The following is a 20,933-nucleotide window of genomic DNA, read 5'->3' as shown; positions in this document are numbered from 1 at the left end:
GCCTGTCGATCTCCCATGGCAGGAAGCCCATCCGCTGGAACCGGAGTCGTTACGGGCCCGCCATGGCGGGGGTGAGGATGAAAGTCGGTGAGGACATCGGGGTCCTTCCCTCCGGTAGCTGTGCGGTGCGGCGGAGCCGGGTTGCCGCACCGTCTCCCAGTTGCCGCGGGCACGCCGAAGGTTGCCCCGGATCAGAAGATTCTTCGAAGAAGTTCTCTGGGGCGGCGTCGTCGCAGGTGGGGGGCTTACGCCACGGGGACGCCCGGGGTGAGCCCGGCGAAGAGGCGGTCGAAGACGGCGGCGCGGTCGAAGCGCATCGCGTACTTGCGGGCCCGCTCGGCCCGCGCCGCGCGCTCCTCGGCGCCCATGGACACGGCCGCGTCGATGGCCGCGGCGAGCGCCTCGCGGTCGGCGGGCGGCACCTCGATCGCGTTGTCGCCCACCGCTTCGGGGATGCCGCCGGTGCGGGTGGTGATGACGGGGCCGCCGCCGGCGAGCATCTTCTCGACCAGGGCGATGCCGAACGTCTCCACGAACTCGGGGCGGGGCTTCGACGGCAGCGCGTACGCCGCGCAGCCGTTCATGAGCAGGGGCTTCTCCTCGTCACCGACGTCGGAGAGGAACAGGACCCGCTCGTCGCCCTCGGCGAACACCTTCGTCTCCGCGAGGGCCGGGCCGGTGCCGGCGATGACGAGCCGGTGGGTCTTGTAGGCGAGGGAGTCGCGGTGCGCGGCGATGAGGTCGTCGGCGCCCTTGGCGGCGGCCACGCGCGAGAGGAACAGGACGTACTTGTCGCGTTCGAGGCCGCGCGCGGCCAGGGCCGCGTCCACGGCGGCGCGCCGCTCGGGGGTGGCGTCGATGCCGGTGTAGAGGCCGGCGTCGACGGCGGGGTACGAGACCTGGACGCGCGCGGCGACCTGGGCGGCGAAGCGGGTGCCGCAGGCGCGGTCGACCTGCTCGGCCTCCTCGACGATGAGGTCCTTGGTGTACTGGGAGACCGCCACGCACCGGTCGTTCGCGAGGTAGGTCGTGAACAGGGCCGCGGCGGCCCCGAACTCGCCGCGCGCGAGGCAGCCGCGCACGACGTTCGTGATGTCGGAGCCGACCGCCTCGGCGACGGTGACGACGTCCGGGTCGAGCCCGGCGGCGCGCGCGGACCGGAGCGCGTCCACGACCGCGTTCGCGTGCGGCGACAGGTACATCGACATGCACACCGTCGGCACGCCGTCGGTGAACAGCTCGAACAGGCGGCCGGTCATGCCGAGGAGGTGGCGGCCGTCGGGGAGGCGGTAGTCCCCGACGGGCCCGGGCCGCTCGACGGTGATCCCCTCGGAGTACGGGAGGAGCTCGTCGAGCGGTTTGAGCGGCAGCCCCGCCGCCTGGAGCGCGTCGATCGGCCAGGTCACGATGCGCACGTCGTCGAAGCCGCGCGTGAGCGCGACCTCCGCGAGGCCGCGGGCCTCGGTGGCGTGGCCGCAGATGACCGGGTCGGCGCGGACGACGATGATGAGGCGGCGGGACTGCTGGGTCACGGTAGGAACTCCTGGAAGCGGGCCCCGGCGTCCCGAGCGAGGTCGGTGCGGTCGGAGGCGGACGGCGGGCGCGTCTTCGTCGCCCAGTCGGACGGTTCGGCTCCGAGCTCGATCTCCAGCCTCCCGCCGCCGTGCAGCTGGTTGCCGGTGATGAAGCTCTGGTCCAGCGGCTTCCCGTTGAAGCGCGCGGACTGGACGTACTGCGGGGGGTACCCGCGGGCGTCCTCCCCGATGCCCGCCTCGACATGGCCGGTGGTGACCACTTCGAAGTCGTTGCCGCCGAAGCGGAGCTGCGCTTCGGCGAAGGCGGGCGCGTTGACGAGGAACAGGTTCTGGCCGGCGACGGGGAACAGGCCCAGCGACGCCCACACGTACCACGACGACAGGGCCCCGGAGTCGTCGTTGCCCGGGAGCCCGCCGCGGCCGGTCCCGAACTGGTAGGACAGGGCCGCGTGCACGATCTCGGCGGTCCGGTCCGGCCGGCCCGCGTAGTGGTAGGCCCAGGGGGCCTCCATGTCCGGCTCGTTGTTCAGGCCCTCGAACCGGTCGAGGTCGAGGCCGATCGCGAACTCGGTCCCAAACGGCGGCGTCCCCAGCTGCACGACCGGGTCGGCGCCGAACCCGAAGAACCGGTCGAGGATCGACGTGAACTCCTTGTCGCCGCCGGCGAGCTCGATGCGCGAGGCCATGTCGTGCAGCAGCCGGAACGAGTAGTTCCAGCGGCCGCCCTCGTAGAAGGAGGAGTCGCGCAGCAGCCCGTCGGGGCCGAACGCGTTGATCCAGTGGCGGGACTTCGCCTCCAGCTCGTCGGCGAGCCGCAGGTCCCCCAGGCCGCGCGCGATGATCGCGGTGCACCAGTAGCCGGTGGCGAGGTCGAGGGTGTGGCTGATCGGGTGGACGATCCCGCGCTCGGTGTAGTCCTCGCCGTAGCCGCGGCGCAGGTCGTCCTGCATGTGGACGAGCGCCCAATCCCATTCGGGCCCTTCGAGACCGAGCTGGAAGCCGTCGGCGAGGACGGTGTGCGCGAGCGCGGAGGCCTGCCGGAAGAACCGGTCCGAGCCGCGCGCCATCCGGTACCCGATCGGGAGGTTCCCCTCCTCCTCGGCGATCCGGACGATCGCCTCCATCATGTCCGCGCCCTTCGCCGGATTCAAGGCGGTGAGCAGCGGGAACTGGGTCTTGTACATGTCCCACATGGTCGCGATGTCGAACACGAACGGGCCCTTGGAAGGCCAGAACGGGCTCTCGTCCTGCGCGAAGCACGGCTTGATCAGCGAGTGGTACAGGCTCGTCGCGAACACCTGCCGACGCTCACCCGTCCCGCCCTGGACCTCGACCTGGGAGAAGTAGTCCGACCACGCCTCCCGCGTGTCGGCGAGCGCCTGGTCGAACCCGGCCTCGCCCGGCAGGGCCTGCTCGAGGTTCCTCCTCGCCTGCTCCGTGCCGCGCATGGAGAAGCCCATGCGGATCTCCACGACCTGCCCGGCCCGGGTCGGGCCCATGAACATGAGGCCGAACGGGCGCAGCGTCGTGCGCCGGATGTAGTCGAAGTCGAGCCTGGTCCCGCCGTCGACGCGCCGCCGGTCGTACCAGACGAGCTGGCGCCAGCCCGGCGCGTCGGTGTCGATGTAGACCGAGAGCGGGATGCCCTCCATGACCACGGTCCCCTGCGCGCACCCCTGGCCCAGGCTCTCGATGCCGGCCCGCAGCGGCACCGTGGTGCCGTGCTCGATCGCGAGCCCGCCGTACGAGAAGTCGAGGACCACTCGCGACGAGGACGACTCGGGGAACGTGTACCGGTGCACGGCCGTCTTCGCGCCCACGGTGAGCTCGCACCTGATGCCGTTCTCCAGCGTCGCCGCGTAGTAGCCCGGCGAGGCCTCCTCTTCCTCCAGCTTCCAGCGGTTCCCGAGCGCGTCGAGCGGCTCGATCATCGGCGTGACGCGGAAGTAGTTGTAGTACTTGCGGATCGCGCCCGTGCCGGACTGCTGGAAGTGGGTGAAGCCGCTGGCGAGGTAGTCGTCGTACATGGGCGTGGGGGCGCCCTCGGTCGAGATCCCGTACAGGCCGTAGCCCGTCGGGTAGGCGCCCGAGCACGCGCACGCGGAGACCATCCCGAGCGGGTAGCACGCGCCCGGATGGGTGTTCCCGACCTGGGCCTTCGGCCACCACCAACTGGCGGCCAGCCCCTGCGCCGCGGGCAGATCGGTCGCCGCCGTACCGATGAACGGGTCCACGCTGTCCAAGATGCGACTGAGATTAGAGCTCATTCGTCACATCCTCGTTACGGCAGCGTGAACGCGCAAGCGTTCGCGCGCACTACGTCTAGAATCCCCCGCTGCGCCACCCGAAATACAAGCAATAGACACCTTCGCGCCCCGGCACCCAGGCCGACCGCTCACACGCGCTGCATCAAGTGCCGGAGCGCCAACGGCCCGCGAGACACCGCCCGCAGGCCTTCGGGTCGCAGTCGCTCCGCGGCCAGCGCCGCCTGGAGCCGCCCGCGCTCGGTCAGGCCCGGGTCGCCCGGGACGCGCTCCTTCTCGCCGTGCTGCACCACGAACACCGTCGTCATCGCCGCAGCGTACCGGCCCGGGTAAGGCAGGCCCCACCTCTTATTCGGCGGTGTGCGTCAGTGTGGCGCAACCGGATCGGAAATACCGTCGTTCCCATGAGCACTGCCCCGGTCATCACCCGCCCCCAGGCCCGCCACGCGGCCGCCCGGTCCGCCGCCGCCCGCGCCGCCGACGCCGGGCTCGCCCTCACCAGCGGCGGCCGCCGCTGGCACCGCCCGCTCCTCGTCCTCGGGATCGCCTGCGGCGTCATCGCCCTCGCCTCGCTCGTCGCGATGCCCTTCGACGACCGCGAGATCCTCGGCGAGGACGTCTGGGTCAAGTCCTTCAAGTTCGGCTTCTCCTTCTTCACCTACTGCCTCACCCTCGCCTGGCTCCTGTCGCATATGACGAAGCTGCGCCGCACCGGCTGGGTCTTCGGCACCGTGTTCGCCGTGATCAGCGCCGCCGAGGTCGGCGTCATCGTGGCCGCGGCCGCGATGGGCACCTACAGTCACTTCAACGCCTCCGACGACCCGTTCAACCAGGTCGTGCAGATGGCGTTCCAGTTCGTGCCCGTCATGTTCCTCGCGAACCTGGTGATCGCGGTCCTGGTCCTGTTCCAGCGCATCGGCGACCGCGCCGTCACCGCCGTGATCCGCTGGGGCCTGCTCCTGTCGAGCCTCGGCATGTTCGCCGCGTTCTTCATCGTCACCATCGGCGGCCAGGGCGAGCGCACCCAGTTGGACGCCAACGGGAACGAGGTCCCGCTCAACGCCGGCCACGGCGTCGGCGACCTCGACGGCAACGGCATGTTCCTCACCGGCTGGTCCACCACCGGCGGCGACATGCGGGTCGCGCACTTCATCGGCCTGCACGGCATCCAGGTCCTCATCGGCCTCGCGATGCTCCTCGGCCTCCTCGCCGCCCGCCGCCTGTGGCTGCGCGACGACCGGGTCCGCGCCGCGATCGTCCGCTGGAGCGCCGTCGGCTACCTCGGGGTCTTCGCGACCGCCGGCTGGCAGGCCGTCCGCGGCCAGGCGTTCACCGCCCCCGACGCCGCCAGCCTCGCCGCGTACGCCGCCTCCGTCCTCGTCGCCGCCGCGGGCATCGCGCTCACCGCCGCCCGGGCCCGCAAGCGGGCCGACGCGATCGAGCCCGCAATCCGATAGCGCTTGCAACCTGGGATCGCACCGGGCCGGGACCGCCGCTAGGCTGGTCCCGGCCCTGAACCGTCCCCGGAAGGCAGCACCACATGGAACCCTTGCGGCCCAAGCGCCTCAACCCCGGCGACACCGTCGCCGTCGCGGCCCTGTCGGGCCCGTGCCTGCCGCAGTGGCGGTCCGAGCTCGACTCGGGCGTCGCGGCCTTGGAAGGCATGGGGTTCCGGGTGCAGGTCACGCCCCTGGTCGCGGCGGGCGGCAACCGCTTCTGGCGCGCCGCGCCGCCCGAGGCCCAGGCCGCCGAGCTGAACGCGCTGCTGAACGACCCGGAGGTGCGCGCGATCGTCGCGTTCACCGGCGGGAACGCCACCACGGCCTACCTCGACCGCATCGACTACGACGCGATCCGCCGCGACCCGAAGCCGCTCCTCGGCTACAGCGACCTCTCCGCGCTCCACCTGGCGTTCCACTCGCAGACCGGCCTGGTCGGCATGCACACCGACCTCGCGAGCGGCATCGGCGACGGCGCCTGGCCCGACGCGACCCCCGAGCGCCGCCGCGTCGTCCGCGACCTCCTGCGCGGTCTCCTCACCGGCGAGCTCGCGGAGGTGTCGCTTCCGGCCGAGAACGCCTGGGAGACCTGGAGACCGGGCCGGGCGACCGGCCGGCTCGTCGGCGGCCTGCTCGACCGGCTCATCAACGTGCAGGCGTCGCCGTACCGGCTCGCGCCCGAGACCTGGGACGGCGCGGTCTTCTTCTGGGAGGACGTGGGCCGCAACCTCGGGCACGTGTGGAACCAGCTGCACGTCCTGCGCATGTGCGGCGTGTTCGACCGGGTCGGGGCGATGGTCGTCGGCATCCCGCTCGACGTCGACCTCCCGGCCGGGTCCGAGTTCCACCCCGTCTTGGTGCGCGACGTGGTGCTCGACGTGCTCGCCGACTACGACTTCCCGGTCCTCGCCGGAGTCGACTTCGGACATACCGGCCCCAATCTGCCGATGCCGATCGGCGCCTTGGCCTCCGTGGATGCCACGGCCCGCGAGCTGCGGCTCCTGGAGCCGGTCGTCGCCTAGACGTTTCTTGCACGAACGGGTTGCGGTCGCAATTACGGCACCCTGAGTGGTTGCTTTCTTGTGGACCTTCGGGCACGGTTGGTAGACATGAGGATCCGAACCGGCGGCCCCGCAGACGCAGACGAGATCATGCAACTGAAGAACGCCTCCTGGCGCGCTGCCTACGCGGGCATCGTCGCCGACGAGGTGCTGGCCGGCCTCTCCGACGAGCCTTCGGACGGCTTCGTGCGCGGCCTCTCCCACCGGCGCGCGCACGCCATCACCCTGGTAGCGGAGAAGGGCCCCAACGTGATCGGCTTCGCGACGGTGGGCTGGGACCGCCGCGAGTCGACCGAGGAGGAGGCCGGGCCCGGCGTCCCCGGGGAGGTGTGGGCGATCTACGTCCACCCTGACCACTGGGGCCGCGGGGCCGGCCGCGCGCTCATGCGCGAAGCCCAGAAGTGGCTCACCGAGGAGGGCATGCTCCCGATCCGGGTGTGGGAGCTGGTCGGCAACCAGGTGGGCCGCCGCTTCTACGAGCGGTACGGCTTCACGCCGGACGGCGAACGCGACGAGTTCGAACTCGCGGGCCGGGCCTACCCGATCGAGCGGCTGGCCCTCCCGAAGGACGCGACCGGGCAGTAGTGCGCGGGTGGCGGCCGCGAGCGCATGTCGCGGCGGCGAGCGACCGGCCCCATGGAAGGACGGGGCCGGGCGGTAGCGCGCGGGTGACGACCGCGAGCGCATACCGCAGAGGCCGACGGCCGGCCCTACGTAGGACGCGGCCGGGCGGTAGCGCGCGGGTGACGACCGCGAACGCACGTCTCAGAAGCCACCGGTCGGTCCTTGAGGAAGACACGACCGGAAAGTAGGGCGGAGCGCTCAGCGAGCGCCGGACGGGTTCCGGCCCGTGCGGCGAAGCCGCCGGTGCGGCACCGGCGGCCTGGGCCGAAGTAAGTGGCCTCGGCCCGAGGGCCGCCCCTTACCGGACGACGTCGAAGACCTGCTTCTGGATGCCGTTGCGGTAGACCTCGTGCTCGGCGAGGTCGAGCTGCACGGCGTCCTTGTCGGCGTCGCTGAACAGGCGCTTCCCGGCGCCGAGGAGCTTGGGGAAGACCAGCAGGTGGTAACGGTCGACGAGCCCGGCGTCGGCGAGCGCGTGCCCGAGGGTGGCGCTGCCGTGCACGGACAGGGGCCCGCCCTCGGTCTCCTTGAGCGCGGCGACCTCGTCGAGGGAGCGCAGGATGGTGGCCGGCCAGCGCTCGTCCTGCTCCTTCAGGGTGGTGGAGACGACGTAGCGCGGCTTCGAGTTGTAGCCGGCGAACTCCTCGGTCATCTTCGGCCACACCGGCGCGAACGCCTCGTAGGAGACGCGCCCGAGCAGCAGCGCCCCGGCCTCCTCCTGCTCGCGGTCCTTGATCTCGTACGCCTCGGGCAGGAACTCGATGTCCTTGAAGGTCCAGCCGGTGTTCCGGTACCCGGGCTCGCCGCCGGGGGCCTCCATGACGCCGTCGAGGGAGACGAACGCGGTGACGATGATCTGGCGCATGACGTGGCCTTTCAGTTCAGCAGTGGCTTGTCGTCAACTATGACGACGACCCCCGACAGGATTCATCGCAACCCTGAAATCCGCTTCAGGTTCACGGCAGCCGGAGCCGGGCCAGGACCGGGGCGTGGTCGCTGCCGTCCTTCTCCAGGACCTCCCAGTCGAGGACGGCGACGCCCTCCTCGGCGACGACGTGGTCGAGCGTGACGGCCGGGATCTTCACGAGCCCGTCCAGGTACCCCTCGGTCGGCTGCCAGGTCGGCTGGAGCCCGTCGCCCATGGCCTCGGCGGCGTCGACGTAGCCGTCGGCGAGGAGGCCGCGCATGTTGTCGTGGTCGAGGGTCGCGTTGAAGTCCCCGACGAGCACCCACGGCGCGCCGCCGTCAGGCCGCGGCAGGTCCTCGAAGTCCTCCTCCCACAACGGGATCCGCTCGGGCGACGCGGGCGCGGCGGTGTGCACGGCCATGAACCGCAGCGCCTCGCCGCCGAGGTCGACCTCGGCCCCGATCTGGTAGAAGATCCCGTCCCGCCCGACCGTCTCGATCCGCGCGAGCGGGTGCGCGGAGTACACGCCGGTCCCAACCGCCAGCTCGTCGGGCTCCAGGATCGCGTGCGGCAGCAGCTCCTCCAGGCCCAGCTCGGCGAGCCGCTCGGCCGCGCCCGGCGTGAGCTCCTGGACGCTCAGCAGGTCCGGCCGCCGCTCCTCGACGAGTGCGACGACCTTCTCCAGATCCGTCTGCCCCACATAGAGGTTCACGGACATGACGGTGAACTCCGCCCCGCCCGCCGCGACCGGCTCGTCCACCACGACCCGCGGCACCAGCACCACCCCGAGCGCCACCACCGCCGCGCCGGTCACCGCGAGCGCGGCCCAATGCCGAACGGCCGCTTGCACACCCGCCGCCACCAGCGCGGCGACCGCGAAGTACGGCACGAACGCCACGGTCGTCACCAGCAGCCACCCGGTCTCCAGCCCCAGCAGCCGCACCAGCGTGTACGCGGCGACCCCCGCGGTCCCGGTCCACGACAGCGCCCGCAGCCACCGGGCCCGCCACCACGGCCGCCGCGGCGCCTCCGCGTGCGCTTCGGCCCCTGTCGCCACGTCAGCATCAGTCATGCGCCCGAAGCCTAACGGCCACCGTCCACAACCGGCGCCGCCCCAGTGCGCAACCGCGACAAACCCATGCAGTTGCGCGTTTCACATATAATGAGTAACGCTCGTGTCGCACAGTGCGAATGGAGGACCCATGTTCGGAGAGGACGCGATCGCCCAGCAACTGGCCGACGCCCGAGCGACCTTGAGCAGCGCCGTCAAATCCCCTGAGTCCCACCAGATCGACCCCGTCACGGTCGAAGGCGCCGACGGCCTCATCCGCCTCACCCTCAGCCCCGCCGGCCGCGTCGACGAGCTCGAGATGGACGGCCGCGCCATGCACTTCGGCTCCCAGGCCCTCACCGCCGAGATCAAGCGCATGATCAACGAGGCCCTCGACCAGCGCGCCGAAGCCCTCGGCACCGACGAGCCCGTCCCCGACCTCGAGGCCATGAACGAGACCGTCGCCGAGATCCAGGACCGCTCGATCCGCCAGTTCCAGGCCATGAGCGCCTCCATCAGCGAAGTGATGGCCAAGATCCACGGAGGACGGTGAGATGCCGGACATCCAGCTCGACTTCGAGTCCATGCGCCAGGCCGCAGACCAGCTCGACGCCGCCAAGGACGAGGTCCAGGCCCTTCTGGACCAGTTCACCGGCGCGCTGGAGCAGTTCGCGGACGCCTTCGGCGGCGACGAGATCGGCATGCTGGTGGGCATCGCGCATCAGGCGTGCACCGACGCCCTCACCGGCTGCTTCTCCACGAACATCGAGGACCTGGCCGACTACGCGCAGTGCATCCGCGACATGGCCGACGACCACGAGACCGGAGACGCCGAGATCGCGAAGATCTTCACCGACCTCCAAGGCGAAATCGAACGCTGACCGCACCCCAACCCCTGTCAAGGAGGTCCCCCCTTGGGCCTGCAACTGCCGTCTGAACTCGTCGGCCTGCTGGGCATGCTCGGGTACGACTGGCCGGAATCCGACGAGGAGTCGATCTTCAACCTCGCCGGTGAATGGACCGGCATGGCGGACCAGATCACCGGCAAGATCGAGAACCTCGAAGCCGCCGCGCGGACGCTCGTCGAGAACAACGTCGGCCGCGAGATCGACGCGTTCCGCGACGAATGGGAGGACGCGGAGTCGGCCGTCCGGAACCTCGCCGACGCGACCGAGCCGAGCAACATCATCAACATCGGCCTCACCATCGCGGCCGGCGTGATCCTGGCGCTGAAGGTCCAGGTGATCGTGCAGCTCGTGCTGCTCGCGTTCCAGATCGCCCAGGCGATCGCGACCGCCGTCGTCACCTTCGGCGCGTCGCTCGCCCAGATCCCGATCTTCAAGATCATCAGCGGCATCATCATCGACCAGCTCATCGGCATGGCGATCGAGATGGTGCTCAATGGCTAGGAAACGCGTCCGCGCCAACCGCGCCGCCTCCGAAGCCGGCAGCGGCCTGATCTCCCGCATCCTGAAGCGGGCCGACATCTTCCGGTTCGGCAAGGGCCGGTCTCCCGACGTCCCGGGCACCTCCCGGACCCCCGACTACCCGAACTCGATCGACGCCGACCGCGCGAAGCTCAATCAGCAGCTCCGGGAGCGCTACGACCGGATCATGGACAAGGACGGCCCCGACTACCAGACGAACCGCGAGCGCGGCCCGGTCCTGTCGGGCATCCTCGACCGCAAGACCGGCAAGGTCCACTTCGGTCAGAACCACGCCGACCCGCCGGACGACCTCCACCCGTCGATCCAGGCGCGTCTGGACGCCCGCAACGCCGACATCGAGAGCGGTCGCGTGCCGACTCCGGAGTTCCTGAACAAGCCGGGGTCGCACTCCGAGGTCTACGCGTGGAACGAGGCGCTGAAGGACCGGCCCGACGCGAAGCCGGAGGATCTCATCGTGGATAACATCAGACTCAAGGGCTCCAAGAAGGGCGAGTTCATCGAGTGCTGCGCGAACTGCAGCAGCATCGTAGAGGGGATCGACGGATGGGACAGGAAGAGCTGACGGACACCTCGGCGATGCCGAGGGTGCCCGACGACGACCTGGACGTGGACGGCGATCAGCGCTTCTCCTACGAGGGCCGGCGCTTCACCGGGATCGGCTTCGAGGAGAACCGGGGCGGCGGCCGGGACGAGATCGCCTACCGCGACGGCTACCAGCACGGTCCCGCTCGCACGATCGCCGCGGACGGGACGGTCCTCGTCGAGGACTGGTACTGCAAGGCGTTCCGCCACGGCGTGTCGCGGCAGTTCCGACCCGACGGCAGCCTGGCGGCCGCCGTCGCCTACGACGGCGGCACCGTCGTCTGGCGCGTCGCGTTCGACGGCGGCGTCGCCACGGAGCAGTGGGCGCTGCCTTCCGATGCGCCCGAGCAGGAGTCGATCGCCAAGACGCGGACGGTCTACGACCTCCCACCGGTGCCGGGACCGTCGGCGGCCGCCTCGCTCGGCGTCCACTAACCGGGCCGAGGTGGACTCGAGTCGTCCCGACACGGAGCTGATGCGATCGGTTCTGGAGAAGCTCAGCGCGCTTGAGGCGGCGGCAGCACGGAGCGGTGGGGGCGTCGTCATCGAAATCGAGCCGGAGCCGCTGGTGCTGCCGCCGCTCCCAGGAGGCATGCGCGAGGTGTTCGGATCGCTGCGATCGATCGGCGGGAACCTCCTCCGGTTCGACCGCCCGGCGGTCGTCGCCTCGGCGGAGCGCTTGGACGCGAGGCCCCGGAGGGAAGGCGACCCGTTCGCCGACGCGGCGGTGATCGGCACCCTACGGTTCGCACTCCCCGAGTTCATCGCGTTCGCCGAATGGGAGGACGTGGTTCACGTCGACCTCCTCGACGGCTCGGTCTTCTACTGCGATTCGGACGAGTACCTGTTCCGTTACGAGAACCCGGGAGAGGGGCCGCCGTTCGAACGGCTCACGGGGAGCGTCGCCGAGTTCTTCGACGAGTTCGTCCTGGGGTGGCGCTACGCCGAACTCGTCGCGCGGGCGGTGGGCGAGGAGCACGCGCTAGTGCTCGGGACGCCCGCGGTCGTCCGCGACCGCTGGCTCGAACTACTGCTGGCGGCCGGGCTGGTCTAGTCGCAGCTCGGGTCGAGCAGGTCCAGGCGGGGGCGGATCGCCGCTGGTAGGGCTTGCAGGTCCGGGGTGGTGTGGGGTGCGAGGAGTTCGGCGAGGGCGTTCAGGGCCCGGTGGAGGTCCGGGGGCGTCAGGGTCGCGGGGTGGGTGGCCTCGATGCCTTGCGGCGGTTCGGCTTCGGCGTTCTCGGCGGTGACCGCGCCGAACGCGGGATAGGGGAGGCCGAGGGCGGCGGCGTGGAGCTGCCAGAGGTGGTCGCGGGCCTCGGTGAGGGAGCGGAGCGCACGCCAGGGGTGGGCGCGATAGGCGTGGCGGGCGGCGTCGCCGAGGGCGATCCAGGCGAGGAACGCCCATTCGCGGCGGGTGGCGGCGTCGGGGGTCCAGCGGGCCGGGTCGAGGGGCGCGGCGAGGCGGCCGGTCTTGTCGACGGTGGCGGTGGACTGCGGGGGCAGGCCGGCGCGGGCCGCGGCGTCGAAGACGACGAGGCTGAGCTGGCGGCCGTCCCGGTAGACGCAGACGAGGTGGACGAGGTCGCCGAGCCGCTGGCGCAAGGTGGCCGCGACCGGGGCGAAGCCGCTGATCGCGGTGAGCGCCTCGCCGATGCGCGGGTCGTCCTCGGCCAAGTCGGTCACGCCGATCCCCGCGTCGACGTCGGAGAGCTCGTCGCCCGCGCCGCGGCCGAGGGAGCCGCCGAGTTCGACCCATTCGATCCAGTCGACGGCGAGGGCCCATGCGTCGAGGGCGGCGGCGAGCCGCTGCGGGCCGGTGCTCATCGGGTGCTCCCTTCCGGTTGACCCGCAACGGTACCGGGGTCAGGAGCGCGGGGTCCAGCCCTCGGGCGGGTCCTCGCCGACGCGGCCGTCGACGGCTTCGCGGAGGAGGTCGCAGTGGCCGGTGTGGCGGCCGTACTCCTCGATGAGGTCGCAGACGACGCGGCGGACGCTGAAGTGGCCGCGGCCGGGCCACTCCCAGTGGGCGGGCTGGTCGAGGCCGCCGTCGGCGGTGATCGCGGCGAGGCGCTCGCGGGAGCGCGCGACCGCCGCGTCCCACAGCCCGTACAGGTACTCGGGGCTGTCGTCGGCCGCGGAGGCGAACTCCCACGCGTCGCTGTCGTCGAGCGGCGCCGAGACCCAGGGCTCGCCCGGGCTCTCGCCGCGCATCTTCCAGGCGAAGGTGACGTCCTCGACGCGCGCGAGGTGCTTGAGCAGGCCCCCGATGGTGAGCGCGGAGGCGCCGACGCGGGCGTTCAGGCCGGCGGCGTCGAGGCCGTCGGCCTTCCAGCGGAAGGTCGTGCGCAGCCGTTCGAGCATCGCCAGGAGGTGTTCGGACTCGGTTCCCGCCAGCGGCGGTTCCCACGGAGTGTCGGTCATGCCGGTCACGGTAGCGCCGGGGACCGACATCCGCGGGCTTACAGCGAGTTCGCGAGGCTGACGACCTCGACGTCCATCGACGAGTTCGCCGGGAAGTCGATCGTGGACGGGGCGACGCCGGCGGCGACGAGGTGCGAGCCGAGGGCCGCGACCATGGCGCCGTTGTCGGTGCACAGCTTCGGCCGCGGGTAGCGCAGCGTCAGGCCGGCCGCCTCGGCGCGCTCGGTCGCGAGGCCGCGCAGGCGCGAGTTGGCCGCGACGCCGCCGCCGAGGAGGATCGTCTCGACGCCGTGCTCCTTCGCGGCCAGGATCGCCTTGCGGGTGAGGACGTCGCACACGGCCTCCTGGAACGCGGCCGCGACGTCGTTCACGGGCACGTCCTCGCCGTCGGCGCGGCGCGCCTCGATCCAGCGCGCGACCGCGGTCTTGAGCCCCGAGAACGAGAAGTCGTAGCGGTGCTTCTCCATGTCCTTCGCGGCCGAGAGCCCGCGCGGGAACTCGACGAACGCCCGGTCGCCCTCCTTCGCGGCCCGGTCGATGTACGGCCCGCCGGGGAACGGCAGCCCGAGCAGGCGCGCGACCTTGTCGAACGCCTCGCCCGCGGCGTCGTCGATGCTGGCGCCCAGCTGCGTGACCTTCCCGGCGAGGTCCTCGACCATCATGATCGTGGAGTGCCCGCCGGACACGAGGAGCCCGATCGCGGGCTCGGGGATCGGCCCGTTCTCGAGCGTGTCGACCGCGATGTGCGCGCTCAGGTGGTTGACGCCGTAGATCGGCACGCCGGTGGCGATCGAGTACGCCTTCGCGGCGCCGACGCCGACCATGAGCGCCCCGGCCAGGCCCGGGCCGGCGGTGACGGCGATGCCGTCGAGGTCGGCGAGGGTCACGCCGGCGTCGTCCAGGGCCCGCTGCACCGTCGGCACCATCGCCTCCAGGTGCGCGCGCGAGGCGACCTCGGGGACGACGCCGCCGAAGCGCGCGTGCTCCTCGACCGAGGACGCGACGGCGTCGGCGAGCAGCTCGTGCCCACGCACGATCCCGACGCCGGTCTCGTCGCAGGAGGTCTCGATGCCGAGTACCACAGGTTCGTTCTTCACAGGTCCATCCTCATCACCGCGGCATCGGTGCCGGTGTGCTGGTAGTAGTTCTTGCGCACGCCGATGCCGTAGAAACCGTAGCCGTCGTACAGCCGCTGGGCCGGGACGTTGTCGACCGCGACCTCCAGGAACACCGACTTCGCGCCGCCCGCGCGGGCCCGCGCGATCAGGTCGTCCATGAGCATCCGGGCGACGCCGCGGCGCCGGTACGCCTCGTCGACGGCGATGTTGTTGATCCACGCCTCCGCGTCGGCGAACGCGGCGCCCGCGTACCCGGCGATCCGGTCGCCCGCGGCGCGGTCGAACACGGCCCGGTAGTCGTGCCCGGCCGCGAGCTCGGACCACAGCACGCCCTCGCTCCACGCCTCGGGCCCGAAGATCGCGGCCTCCATCCGCGCCAGCGCGGACAGGTGCCACCAGCGCACCCGCTCGATCCTCAAGTCACCGTTCATCACGTCAAGCTGTACCACGCCGGGCCGGGGCCCGGCCGCCGCGTCCGCGCGCGTCACTTCCCGCCGGCGGCCTGCGCGTCGGGGCGGCGCAGGTACAGGGGCGTCAGCTGCTCGGACGGCGCGCCCGCGAGCAGCCGCGGCGCGGCGAGCTCGACGAGCTTCACCAGGTCCGGGTAGACCGGTTCGGTCTCGGCCTGGACCGCGAGCTGGTCGGCGTACATCGACGCGCCCTCGCCGATCGCGTAGTCCGCGCCGGTCTCGGGGAGGTCGGCGGGCTTGCCGACCTGCGGTTCGCCTTCGCGGACCCCGTCCTCGTAGACGGCCCAGTAGACCTCCTTGCGGCGCGCGTCGGTGGCGACGAGCGCCCGGCCGCGCGTGTTCCCGCCGATCCCGTCGAGCGAGCACACCCCGTACACCGGGACGCCCGCGCCGTCGGCGAACGCCGCGGCCGTGACCATCCCGACCCGCAGGCCGGTGAACGGGCCGGGGCCGACGCCGGCGACGACCGCGTCGACGTCCTTCGCGGTGCGGCCCGCATCCTGAAGGCACGCCTCGATGAACGGGCCGAGCTTCTCCACGTGCCCGCGCGAGTCGATCTCGCGCCGGAACGAGGTCAGGAACAGCTCGTCGTCTTCGAGGTCGACGAGCGCGGCCTGGACGGCGCTGGTGGAGGTGTCGAGGGCGAGGACTCTCATGCGGCCGAGACCACCGGCAGGTCGAGGGACGCGAGCCGCGCGGCCCAGTCGCCGCCGCGCGCGTGCAGGACCGCCTCGCGGACCTCGTCCGCGCGGCGCTCGATCGCGATCTCCAGGTGCGACTCCGCGAGCCGCTCGGCCAGGCCCGCGCCCCACTCGACGACGGTGACCGCAGCCTCCACGTCGGTGTCCAGGTCGAGGTCGTCGAGCTCGTCGAGGGTCTCCAGCCGGTACGCGTCGACGTGCACGAGCGGGACGCCGGCGGCGCCGGCGCGGTGCGTGCGCGCGATCACGAAGGTGGGGCTGGTGATGCGCCCCTCGACGCCGAGCCCGGCGCCGATGCCCTGCGTCAGGGCCGTCTTCCCGGCCCCGAGCGGGCCGGTGAGGATCACGAGGTCGCCGGGGCGCAGGACCGCGGCCAGGCGCAGCCCGAACTCGTGGGTGTCTCCGGCTGTCTGGAGCGTCAGCCTCACGTCTCACTCCTCTTCTGCGGCCGGCGGCACGCCGGCGCCCGTGTCTGACTCGGCCTTCGTCTACGGAAGGTGGCGCGAGAACGGCTTCCAGCTGCGGCGGCGCTCAGGGCCGGCCTCCGGGCCGGCGGTCCCCGGGCGCAGCGAACCGTCACCGATCTCGGCCGCGACTTTGTCGATCATCTCCAACAACAGTTGTGAGATTTCACCAGGGTACTCCAGCTGCGGCGAGTGCCCCGCCTCGGCTATGAGCTCCAATCGCGACCCCGGCAGCGCCTCCGCGAGCCGCCGCGAGTGCGCCGGCGGCGTCAACGGGTCCCCGTCGCCGACCGCCACCAGGATCGGCAGGCCCTTGAACTGCGGGAGCACCGCCGTCGCGTCGTGGTCGAGGATAGCGCGCGCGTACCCCACGATCGACTGGATCGACACGCGCCGGTTCATGCGCTCGACCAGCGTCACGATCGACCCGGGCGGGTTCGGGGCCCGGAACGCGGCCTTGCGCGTCAGCAGCCACCCGAGGTCCCCGGCGAGGAGCCGCGAGCGGTCGATGAGGTCCGGCGTCCAGCCCGCCACCTGCTGGAGCATCGGCAGCACGGTGCGCCTCAGCCGCCGCAGCGCCCGCATCGGCTTCGTCTCCACCGTGTCGAGCCCGGCCGCGCTCGTCGACAGGAACGCCACGCCCTTGACCCGCTCCCGGAACTCCTCCGGGAACAGGCGCGCGTACGCCATCACCGTCATGCCGCCCATCGAGTGCCCGGCGAGCACCAGCGGCCCCTCTGGCGCCACCGCGTCGAGCACGTCCCGCAGGATCTCGGCCAGGTCGTCGATCGAGTACTCGGTGCGCACCAGGCCGCCCGAGCGGCCGTGCCCGGGCTGGTCGTACAGGACCGCGCGCAGGCGCAGACCGCCCCGCACCGCGTCCGCGATCGCCTTGCGCTGGAAGTAGAACGTGCCCATGTCCTGCATGTAGCCGTGGATGAGCACCACCGTCAGGTCCGCGTCCTCCGGGCCCGCCGTCTCCACGTGCACCGACGCGCCGTCGCGGGTCTCGACGGTCCGCACCGAGTTCACCGGCGGCATCTCGAACGGCTCGTGCGCGTACGGGTCGGCCGAGGACGCGCGGGTGCGCCGCGCCAGGTACGCCGGCACGCCGTACGCCAGCGCCGCGCCCACCGCGATGCCGCCGGTGATCCCGCCCGCCAGCGTCCAGCCGCGCGCCCGCCGCGAACCGCGGCCCGATTGCCTCTCAGTCATGCGACCTCACTGCCACTCAAGGGGTCTCAGGGGTCCCGGGCGCCGATGCCCGGGCCGACGGCGCTACTCCAGGCCCCGGTTCCACAGCCGGGGGATGCGGGCCCCGAGGCCCGTCAGCACGTCGTTCGGGATCGTCCCGGCCCACGCGGCCCACTCGTCCGCGTCCGGGTGCTGCTCCCCCGCGCCGATGAGCACGACCGGCTCGCCCGTCTTCACGGCGTCGTCGCCGCAGTCGACCACGAACTGGTCCATGCAGATCCGCCCGATCACGCGCCGCCGCTTCCCCGCCAGGTACACCTCGGCCCGGTTCGACGCCGCCCGCGGCACGCCGTCCGCGTAGCCGAGCGGCACCAGCGCCACGGTCGTGTCCCGCTCCAGGACGTGCGTGTGGCCGTAGGAGATCCCCGACCCGGCCGGGAGCCGCTTGACGCTCATCACCTGCGACCGCACCTCGAGCACCGGCACCAGGTCCACCGGGACGTCCGGGACCGGGTTGTACCCGTACAGCGCGATCCCCGGCCGCACCAGGTCGAAGCGGGTCTCCGGGTCGGCGATGAGCGCGGCCGAGTTCGCCAGGTGCCGCACCTCCGGCTCCAGGCCCGCCGCCGCCACCGCCGCGAGGAACCGCGCGAACGACGCCTTCTGCGCCGCGTTCGCCGGGTGCCCGACCTCGTCGGCGCACGCCAGGTGGCTCCACGCGCCGACCACCGCGACCGACCCCGCGGCCTGGAACTTCGCCGCCGCCTCGGCGGCCTGCTCCCACTCGTGCTCGGCCACGCCGCCGCGCGACATGCCCGTGTCGCCCTTGAGATGGATCCGCGCCGGCGACCCCGCCGCCTCGCCCGCCGCGGCCGCGGCCTCCAGCTGCGCCAGCGACGACACCCCGAGGTCGATCCCGGCGCCCACGACCTCCGCGAGACCCGGCTGCTCCGGCGCGAAGAAGAACGCCATCACCGGCGCCGACCCCAGGCCCGGCGCCTGCCGCAGCTGCCACGCCTCCTTGAGCGTCACCACGCCGAGCCGCTCCGCCCCGGCCTCGACGGCGACCCGCGCGGCCGGCACCATGCCGTGCCCGTACGCGTCGGCCTTGACCATCGCCATCATCGGGACGCCCGCGACGCGCGCGAGCGCCTCGACGTTGTGCGCGAGCCGCCGCCAGTCCGCGCTGGCCTTCGCCAGGCCGGACATGCCGCCGTGCACCGGCTCGGTCAGGATGCGGTAGTTGTCCATCGCCACGGCTCAAGGGTACGTGGCTCCGGGACCGGGCCGCCGCAACGCACCCGGACCGCGCATCCCGGGCGAAACGGGAGGCGCGGTCCGGTGCGCCGCGGTCTAGGCGGCCTCGGCGCGGACGAGGCGCGCGGCCTCGACGAGCCCCGCGAGCGCCGGCAGGACCTCCTCGTAGCGCCTGGTCTTCAGCCCGCAGTCGGGGTTGGCCCACACCCGGTCGGGCCCGAGCGCGGCCACGGCGAGGCGCAGCGCCGCGGCCATCTCGGCGGCGTCCGGCACGCGCGGGGAGTGGATGTCCCACACGCCCGGCCCGACCGCGCTCCGGTAGGCGGCGCCGTCGAGGTCGGCGAGGACCTCCATCTTCGAGCGGGACGCCTCGATCGAGGTGACGTCGGCGTCGAGCGCGGCGATCGCGTCGATGACCTCCCCGAACTCGGAGTAGCAGAGGTGGGTGTGGATCGCGGTGTCCGGCCGCACTCCGGCGGTCGCGATCCGGAACGCCCGCGTCGCCCACGCCCGGTAGGCGGCGCGCCCGGCCGCCCGCACCGGCAGCAGCTCGCGCAGCGCGGGCTCGTCGACCTGGATGATCGCCGTCCCGGCCGCCTCGAGGTCGGCCACCTCGTCGCGCAGGGCGAGCGCCACCTGGTCGGCGGTGTCGGCGAGCGGCTGGTCGTCGCGCACGAACGACCACGCCAGGATCGTCACCGGCCCGGTGAGCATCCCCTTCACCGGCTTCGCGGTGAGCGACTGCGCGTACGAGGTCCACGGCACCGTCATCGGCGCGGTCCGGGCCACGTCGCCGAACAGGATCGGGGGCCGCACGCAGCGCGAGCCGTACGACTGCACCCACCCGGCCGCGGTCGTCGCGAAGCCGGTGAGCTGCTCGGCGAAGTACTGCACCATGTCGTTGCGCTCGGGCTCGCCGTGGACGAGGACGTCGAGGCCGAGCCGCTCCTGCTCCGCGATGACGGCCGCGACCTCGGCCCGCATGCGGGCGCGGTAGTCGGCGTCGATCATGAGGCCCTGCCGGTGGGCGGCGCGGGCCTGGCGCAGCTCCGCGGTCTGCGGGAACGAGCCGATCGTGGTCGTCGGCAGCGGCGGCAGCGGCACCCGCTCGGCCTGCGCGGCGCGGCGCTCGGCGTAGGGCGCCCGGCGGTCCGCGTCCGCGCCGAGGCCGGCGAGCCGGGACCGCACCGACGCGTCCCGCCAGGCGTCCGGGGCCGCCGGGCGCGCGTCGCGCGGCCCGTCCGGGTCGGCGAGCGCGGCGATCTCGGCGAGCTTCTGGCGCGCGAACGCGAGCCGCGCGGCCAGCTCCGGCGCGAGGTCGGTCTCGGCGGCGAGGTCGACCGGGACGTGCAGCAGCGAGGAGGACGAGGCGACCCCGACCCGGTCGGTCAGGGCCCGGACCCGCTCGACGTCCCGGGCGGCCGCCGCCAGGTCGGTGCGCCAGATGTTGCGCCCGTCGACCACCCCGGCGACCACGAATGTTTCACGTGAAACATCCAGTGCCTCAAGTGCATCGAGATCCGCCCGGCCGCGCACCAGGTCGAGGGCGATCCCCTCGACCCCGGCCTCCAGGAGCACCGGCAGCGACTCCCCGAACGGGCCGTACCCGCCGGCCACCAGGATCTCCGCGGTGCCGACGAGCCGCCGGTACGCCGCCGCGACGGCCGCGAGCTCCTCCGGGGTGCGGTCGGCCGCGAGCGCGGGCTCGTCCAGCTGGATCAACCCGGCCCCCGCCCGGCCCAGCGCGGTGAGGATCTCGGCGTACACCTCCACGAGGTCGCCGATGCGGTCGAGCGGCCGGAAGCCCTCCGGCGCGCCGTCCGCGGGCTTCGCCAGCAGCAGGAACGAGACGGGCCCGACGAGCACCGGCCGGGCGTCCAGACCGCGCTCGCGCGCCTCCAGGAACTCGGCGACGGCCTTCCCCGGCCGGGCGGCGAACGCGGTCGAGGGGCCGATCTCGGGCACGAGGTAGTGGTAGTTCGTGTCGAACCACTTCGTCATCTCGAGCGGCGCGGCCGCGGCGTCCCCGCGGGCGGCGGCGAAGTAGGAGGCGAGCTCGTCGTCGCGCCGGTGCCGCGGGGCGACGGCGTCCACCGCGAACGCGGTGTCGAGCACGTGATCGTAGTAGGAGAAGACGCCGGTCGGGACCGAGTCGAGCACGGACAGGTCGCCGAGCATCTCGGCGCGGACGGCGGCGCCGGCCCGCTCGAGCCCGGCGGCGTCGAGCCGGCCGGACCAGTGGGCCTCGAGCGCGCGCTTGAGCTCCCGGTTCGATCCGATGCGCGGGTAGCCGAGCGCGGTGGAGCGCACGGCGGTGCGGTTGTTCATGTGTCAGTT

The 20,933-nt window shown here is 72.5% G+C and carries 23 protein-coding genes; 9 read left to right on the top strand and 14 right to left on the bottom strand.

All coding sequences use genetic code 11. From position 1 onward, the window contains the following. Positions 1-245 precede the first annotated feature (245 nt). From EIW28_RS13535 to EIW28_RS13525, 3 genes are all read right to left on the bottom strand, one after another. A complete protein-coding gene (locus EIW28_RS13535) occupies positions 246-1,532 on the bottom strand; it encodes a glycosyltransferase (protein WP_125248207.1) in 1,287 nt (428 codons plus the stop codon). After that, the gene (locus EIW28_RS13530; RefSeq protein WP_125248206.1) at positions 1,529-3,802 is read right to left on the bottom strand and encodes a glycoside hydrolase domain-containing protein; all 2,274 of its coding nucleotides are present in this window, start codon (positions 3,800-3,802) and stop codon (positions 1,529-1,531) included. Before EIW28_RS13530 ends, EIW28_RS13535 begins: the two co-directional genes overlap by 4 nt. A gap of 128 nt (positions 3,803-3,930) precedes the next feature. Then, positions 3,931-4,107, bottom strand: a complete 177-nt coding sequence (locus tag EIW28_RS13525) for a histidine phosphatase family protein (protein ID WP_125248205.1) — start codon at positions 4,105-4,107, stop codon at positions 3,931-3,933. Between the two features lie 96 nt (positions 4,108-4,203). Here EIW28_RS13525 and EIW28_RS13520 point away from each other — a divergent pair, with 96 nt between their 5' ends. From EIW28_RS13520 to EIW28_RS13510, 3 genes are all read left to right on the top strand, one after another. Further along, positions 4,204-5,256 carry a hypothetical protein gene (locus EIW28_RS13520; protein WP_125248204.1) on the top strand — a complete coding sequence of 351 codons (1,053 nt, stop codon included), beginning with the start codon at positions 4,204-4,206 and terminating at the stop codon, positions 5,254-5,256. A gap of 83 nt (positions 5,257-5,339) precedes the next feature. Next, positions 5,340-6,320, top strand: a complete 981-nt coding sequence (locus EIW28_RS13515; protein WP_125248203.1) for a S66 peptidase family protein — start codon at positions 5,340-5,342, stop codon at positions 6,318-6,320. Between the two features lie 87 nt (positions 6,321-6,407). Further along, positions 6,408-6,944 (top strand): GNAT family N-acetyltransferase, encoded by a 537-nt coding sequence (locus tag EIW28_RS13510; RefSeq protein WP_125248202.1) that lies wholly within the window; start codon positions 6,408-6,410, stop codon positions 6,942-6,944. A 337-nt stretch (positions 6,945-7,281) separates the two neighbouring features. On the opposite strand, the gene EIW28_RS13505 is transcribed toward EIW28_RS13510, so the two are convergent. Then, a complete protein-coding gene (locus tag EIW28_RS13505) occupies positions 7,282-7,848 on the bottom strand; it encodes a dihydrofolate reductase family protein (RefSeq protein ID WP_125248201.1) in 567 nt (188 codons plus the stop codon). 91 nt (positions 7,849-7,939) lie between these two features. Continuing rightward, positions 7,940-8,962, bottom strand: coding sequence for an endonuclease/exonuclease/phosphatase family protein (locus EIW28_RS13500; protein WP_125248200.1), 1,023 nt, complete (start codon positions 8,960-8,962; stop codon positions 7,940-7,942). A gap of 130 nt (positions 8,963-9,092) precedes the next feature. Here EIW28_RS13500 and EIW28_RS13495 point away from each other — a divergent pair, with 130 nt between their 5' ends. Genes EIW28_RS13495 through EIW28_RS13470 form a run of 6 tightly spaced genes read left to right on the top strand, consistent with a single transcriptional unit; the run spans position 9,093 to position 12,025 of the window. After that, the gene (locus EIW28_RS13495; protein WP_125248199.1) at positions 9,093-9,494 is read left to right on the top strand and encodes a hypothetical protein; all 402 of its coding nucleotides are present in this window, start codon (positions 9,093-9,095) and stop codon (positions 9,492-9,494) included. A gap of 1 nt (position 9,495) precedes the next feature. Then, positions 9,496-9,822 carry a WXG100 family type VII secretion target gene (locus EIW28_RS13490; protein WP_125248198.1) on the top strand — a complete coding sequence of 109 codons (327 nt, stop codon included), beginning with the start codon at positions 9,496-9,498 and terminating at the stop codon, positions 9,820-9,822. Between the two features lie 33 nt (positions 9,823-9,855). Beyond that, positions 9,856-10,350: a WXG100-like domain-containing protein gene (locus tag EIW28_RS13485; RefSeq protein WP_125248197.1), complete on the top strand. Its 495-nt coding sequence runs from the start codon at positions 9,856-9,858 to the stop codon at positions 10,348-10,350. Then, complete coding sequence (locus EIW28_RS13480) at positions 10,343-10,951, top strand: YwqJ-related putative deaminase (protein WP_125248196.1); 609 nt, start codon at positions 10,343-10,345, stop codon at positions 10,949-10,951. The genes EIW28_RS13485 and EIW28_RS13480 overlap by 8 nt, the downstream gene beginning before the upstream one ends. Further along, positions 10,933-11,406, top strand: a complete 474-nt coding sequence (locus EIW28_RS13475) for a toxin-antitoxin system YwqK family antitoxin (protein WP_125248195.1) — start codon at positions 10,933-10,935, stop codon at positions 11,404-11,406. Before EIW28_RS13480 ends, EIW28_RS13475 begins: the two co-directional genes overlap by 19 nt. A 10-nt stretch (positions 11,407-11,416) precedes the next feature. Then, a complete protein-coding gene (locus tag EIW28_RS13470; RefSeq protein WP_125248194.1) occupies positions 11,417-12,025 on the top strand; it encodes a hypothetical protein in 609 nt (202 codons plus the stop codon). Here the strand turns inward: EIW28_RS13470 and EIW28_RS13465 are convergent. The 9 genes from EIW28_RS13465 to metE form a co-directional block, all read right to left on the bottom strand. Then, complete coding sequence (locus EIW28_RS13465; RefSeq protein ID WP_125248193.1) at positions 12,022-12,795, bottom strand: hypothetical protein; 774 nt, start codon at positions 12,793-12,795, stop codon at positions 12,022-12,024. The genes EIW28_RS13470 and EIW28_RS13465 overlap by 4 nt on opposite strands. Positions 12,796-12,834: 39 nt before the next feature. Next, positions 12,835-13,392, bottom strand: a complete 558-nt coding sequence (locus tag EIW28_RS13460) for a mycothiol transferase (RefSeq protein WP_125248192.1) — start codon at positions 13,390-13,392, stop codon at positions 12,835-12,837. 38 nt (positions 13,393-13,430) lie between these two features. After that, positions 13,431-14,489 carry a tRNA (adenosine(37)-N6)-threonylcarbamoyltransferase complex transferase subunit TsaD gene (gene tsaD / locus EIW28_RS13455; RefSeq protein ID WP_125248191.1) on the bottom strand — a complete coding sequence of 353 codons (1,059 nt, stop codon included), beginning with the start codon at positions 14,487-14,489 and terminating at the stop codon, positions 13,431-13,433. Then, the gene (gene rimI / locus EIW28_RS13450; RefSeq protein ID WP_125248190.1) at positions 14,486-14,941 is read right to left on the bottom strand and encodes a ribosomal protein S18-alanine N-acetyltransferase; all 456 of its coding nucleotides are present in this window, start codon (positions 14,939-14,941) and stop codon (positions 14,486-14,488) included. Before rimI ends, tsaD begins: the two co-directional genes overlap by 4 nt. A 53-nt stretch (positions 14,942-14,994) precedes the next feature. Further along, positions 14,995-15,636 (bottom strand): tRNA (adenosine(37)-N6)-threonylcarbamoyltransferase complex dimerization subunit type 1 TsaB, encoded by a 642-nt coding sequence (gene tsaB / locus EIW28_RS13445; protein WP_125248189.1) that lies wholly within the window; start codon positions 15,634-15,636, stop codon positions 14,995-14,997. Beyond that, positions 15,633-16,109, bottom strand: coding sequence for a tRNA (adenosine(37)-N6)-threonylcarbamoyltransferase complex ATPase subunit type 1 TsaE (tsaE, locus tag EIW28_RS13440; protein ID WP_232013973.1), 477 nt, complete (start codon positions 16,107-16,109; stop codon positions 15,633-15,635). The genes tsaB and tsaE overlap by 4 nt, the downstream gene beginning before the upstream one ends. A gap of 60 nt (positions 16,110-16,169) precedes the next feature. Further along, on the bottom strand, positions 16,170-17,360 hold the full coding sequence (locus EIW28_RS13435; RefSeq protein ID WP_125248188.1) for an alpha/beta fold hydrolase: 1,191 nt from the start codon (positions 17,358-17,360) through the stop codon (positions 16,170-16,172). A 63-nt stretch (positions 17,361-17,423) separates the two neighbouring features. After that, positions 17,424-18,548 (bottom strand): alanine racemase, encoded by a 1,125-nt coding sequence (alr, locus tag EIW28_RS13430; RefSeq protein WP_125248363.1) that lies wholly within the window; start codon positions 18,546-18,548, stop codon positions 17,424-17,426. A gap of 144 nt (positions 18,549-18,692) precedes the next feature. Next, positions 18,693-20,924, bottom strand: coding sequence for a 5-methyltetrahydropteroyltriglutamate--homocysteine S-methyltransferase (metE, locus tag EIW28_RS13425; protein WP_125248187.1), 2,232 nt, complete (start codon positions 20,922-20,924; stop codon positions 18,693-18,695). Positions 20,925-20,933 lie beyond the last annotated feature (9 nt).

Source organism: Glycomyces terrestris (assembly GCF_003933745.1).
Taxonomy (GTDB): domain Bacteria; phylum Actinomycetota; class Actinomycetes; order Mycobacteriales; family Micromonosporaceae; genus Glycomyces; species Glycomyces terrestris.
This window is presented reverse-complemented; position numbering and strand designations above follow the sequence as displayed.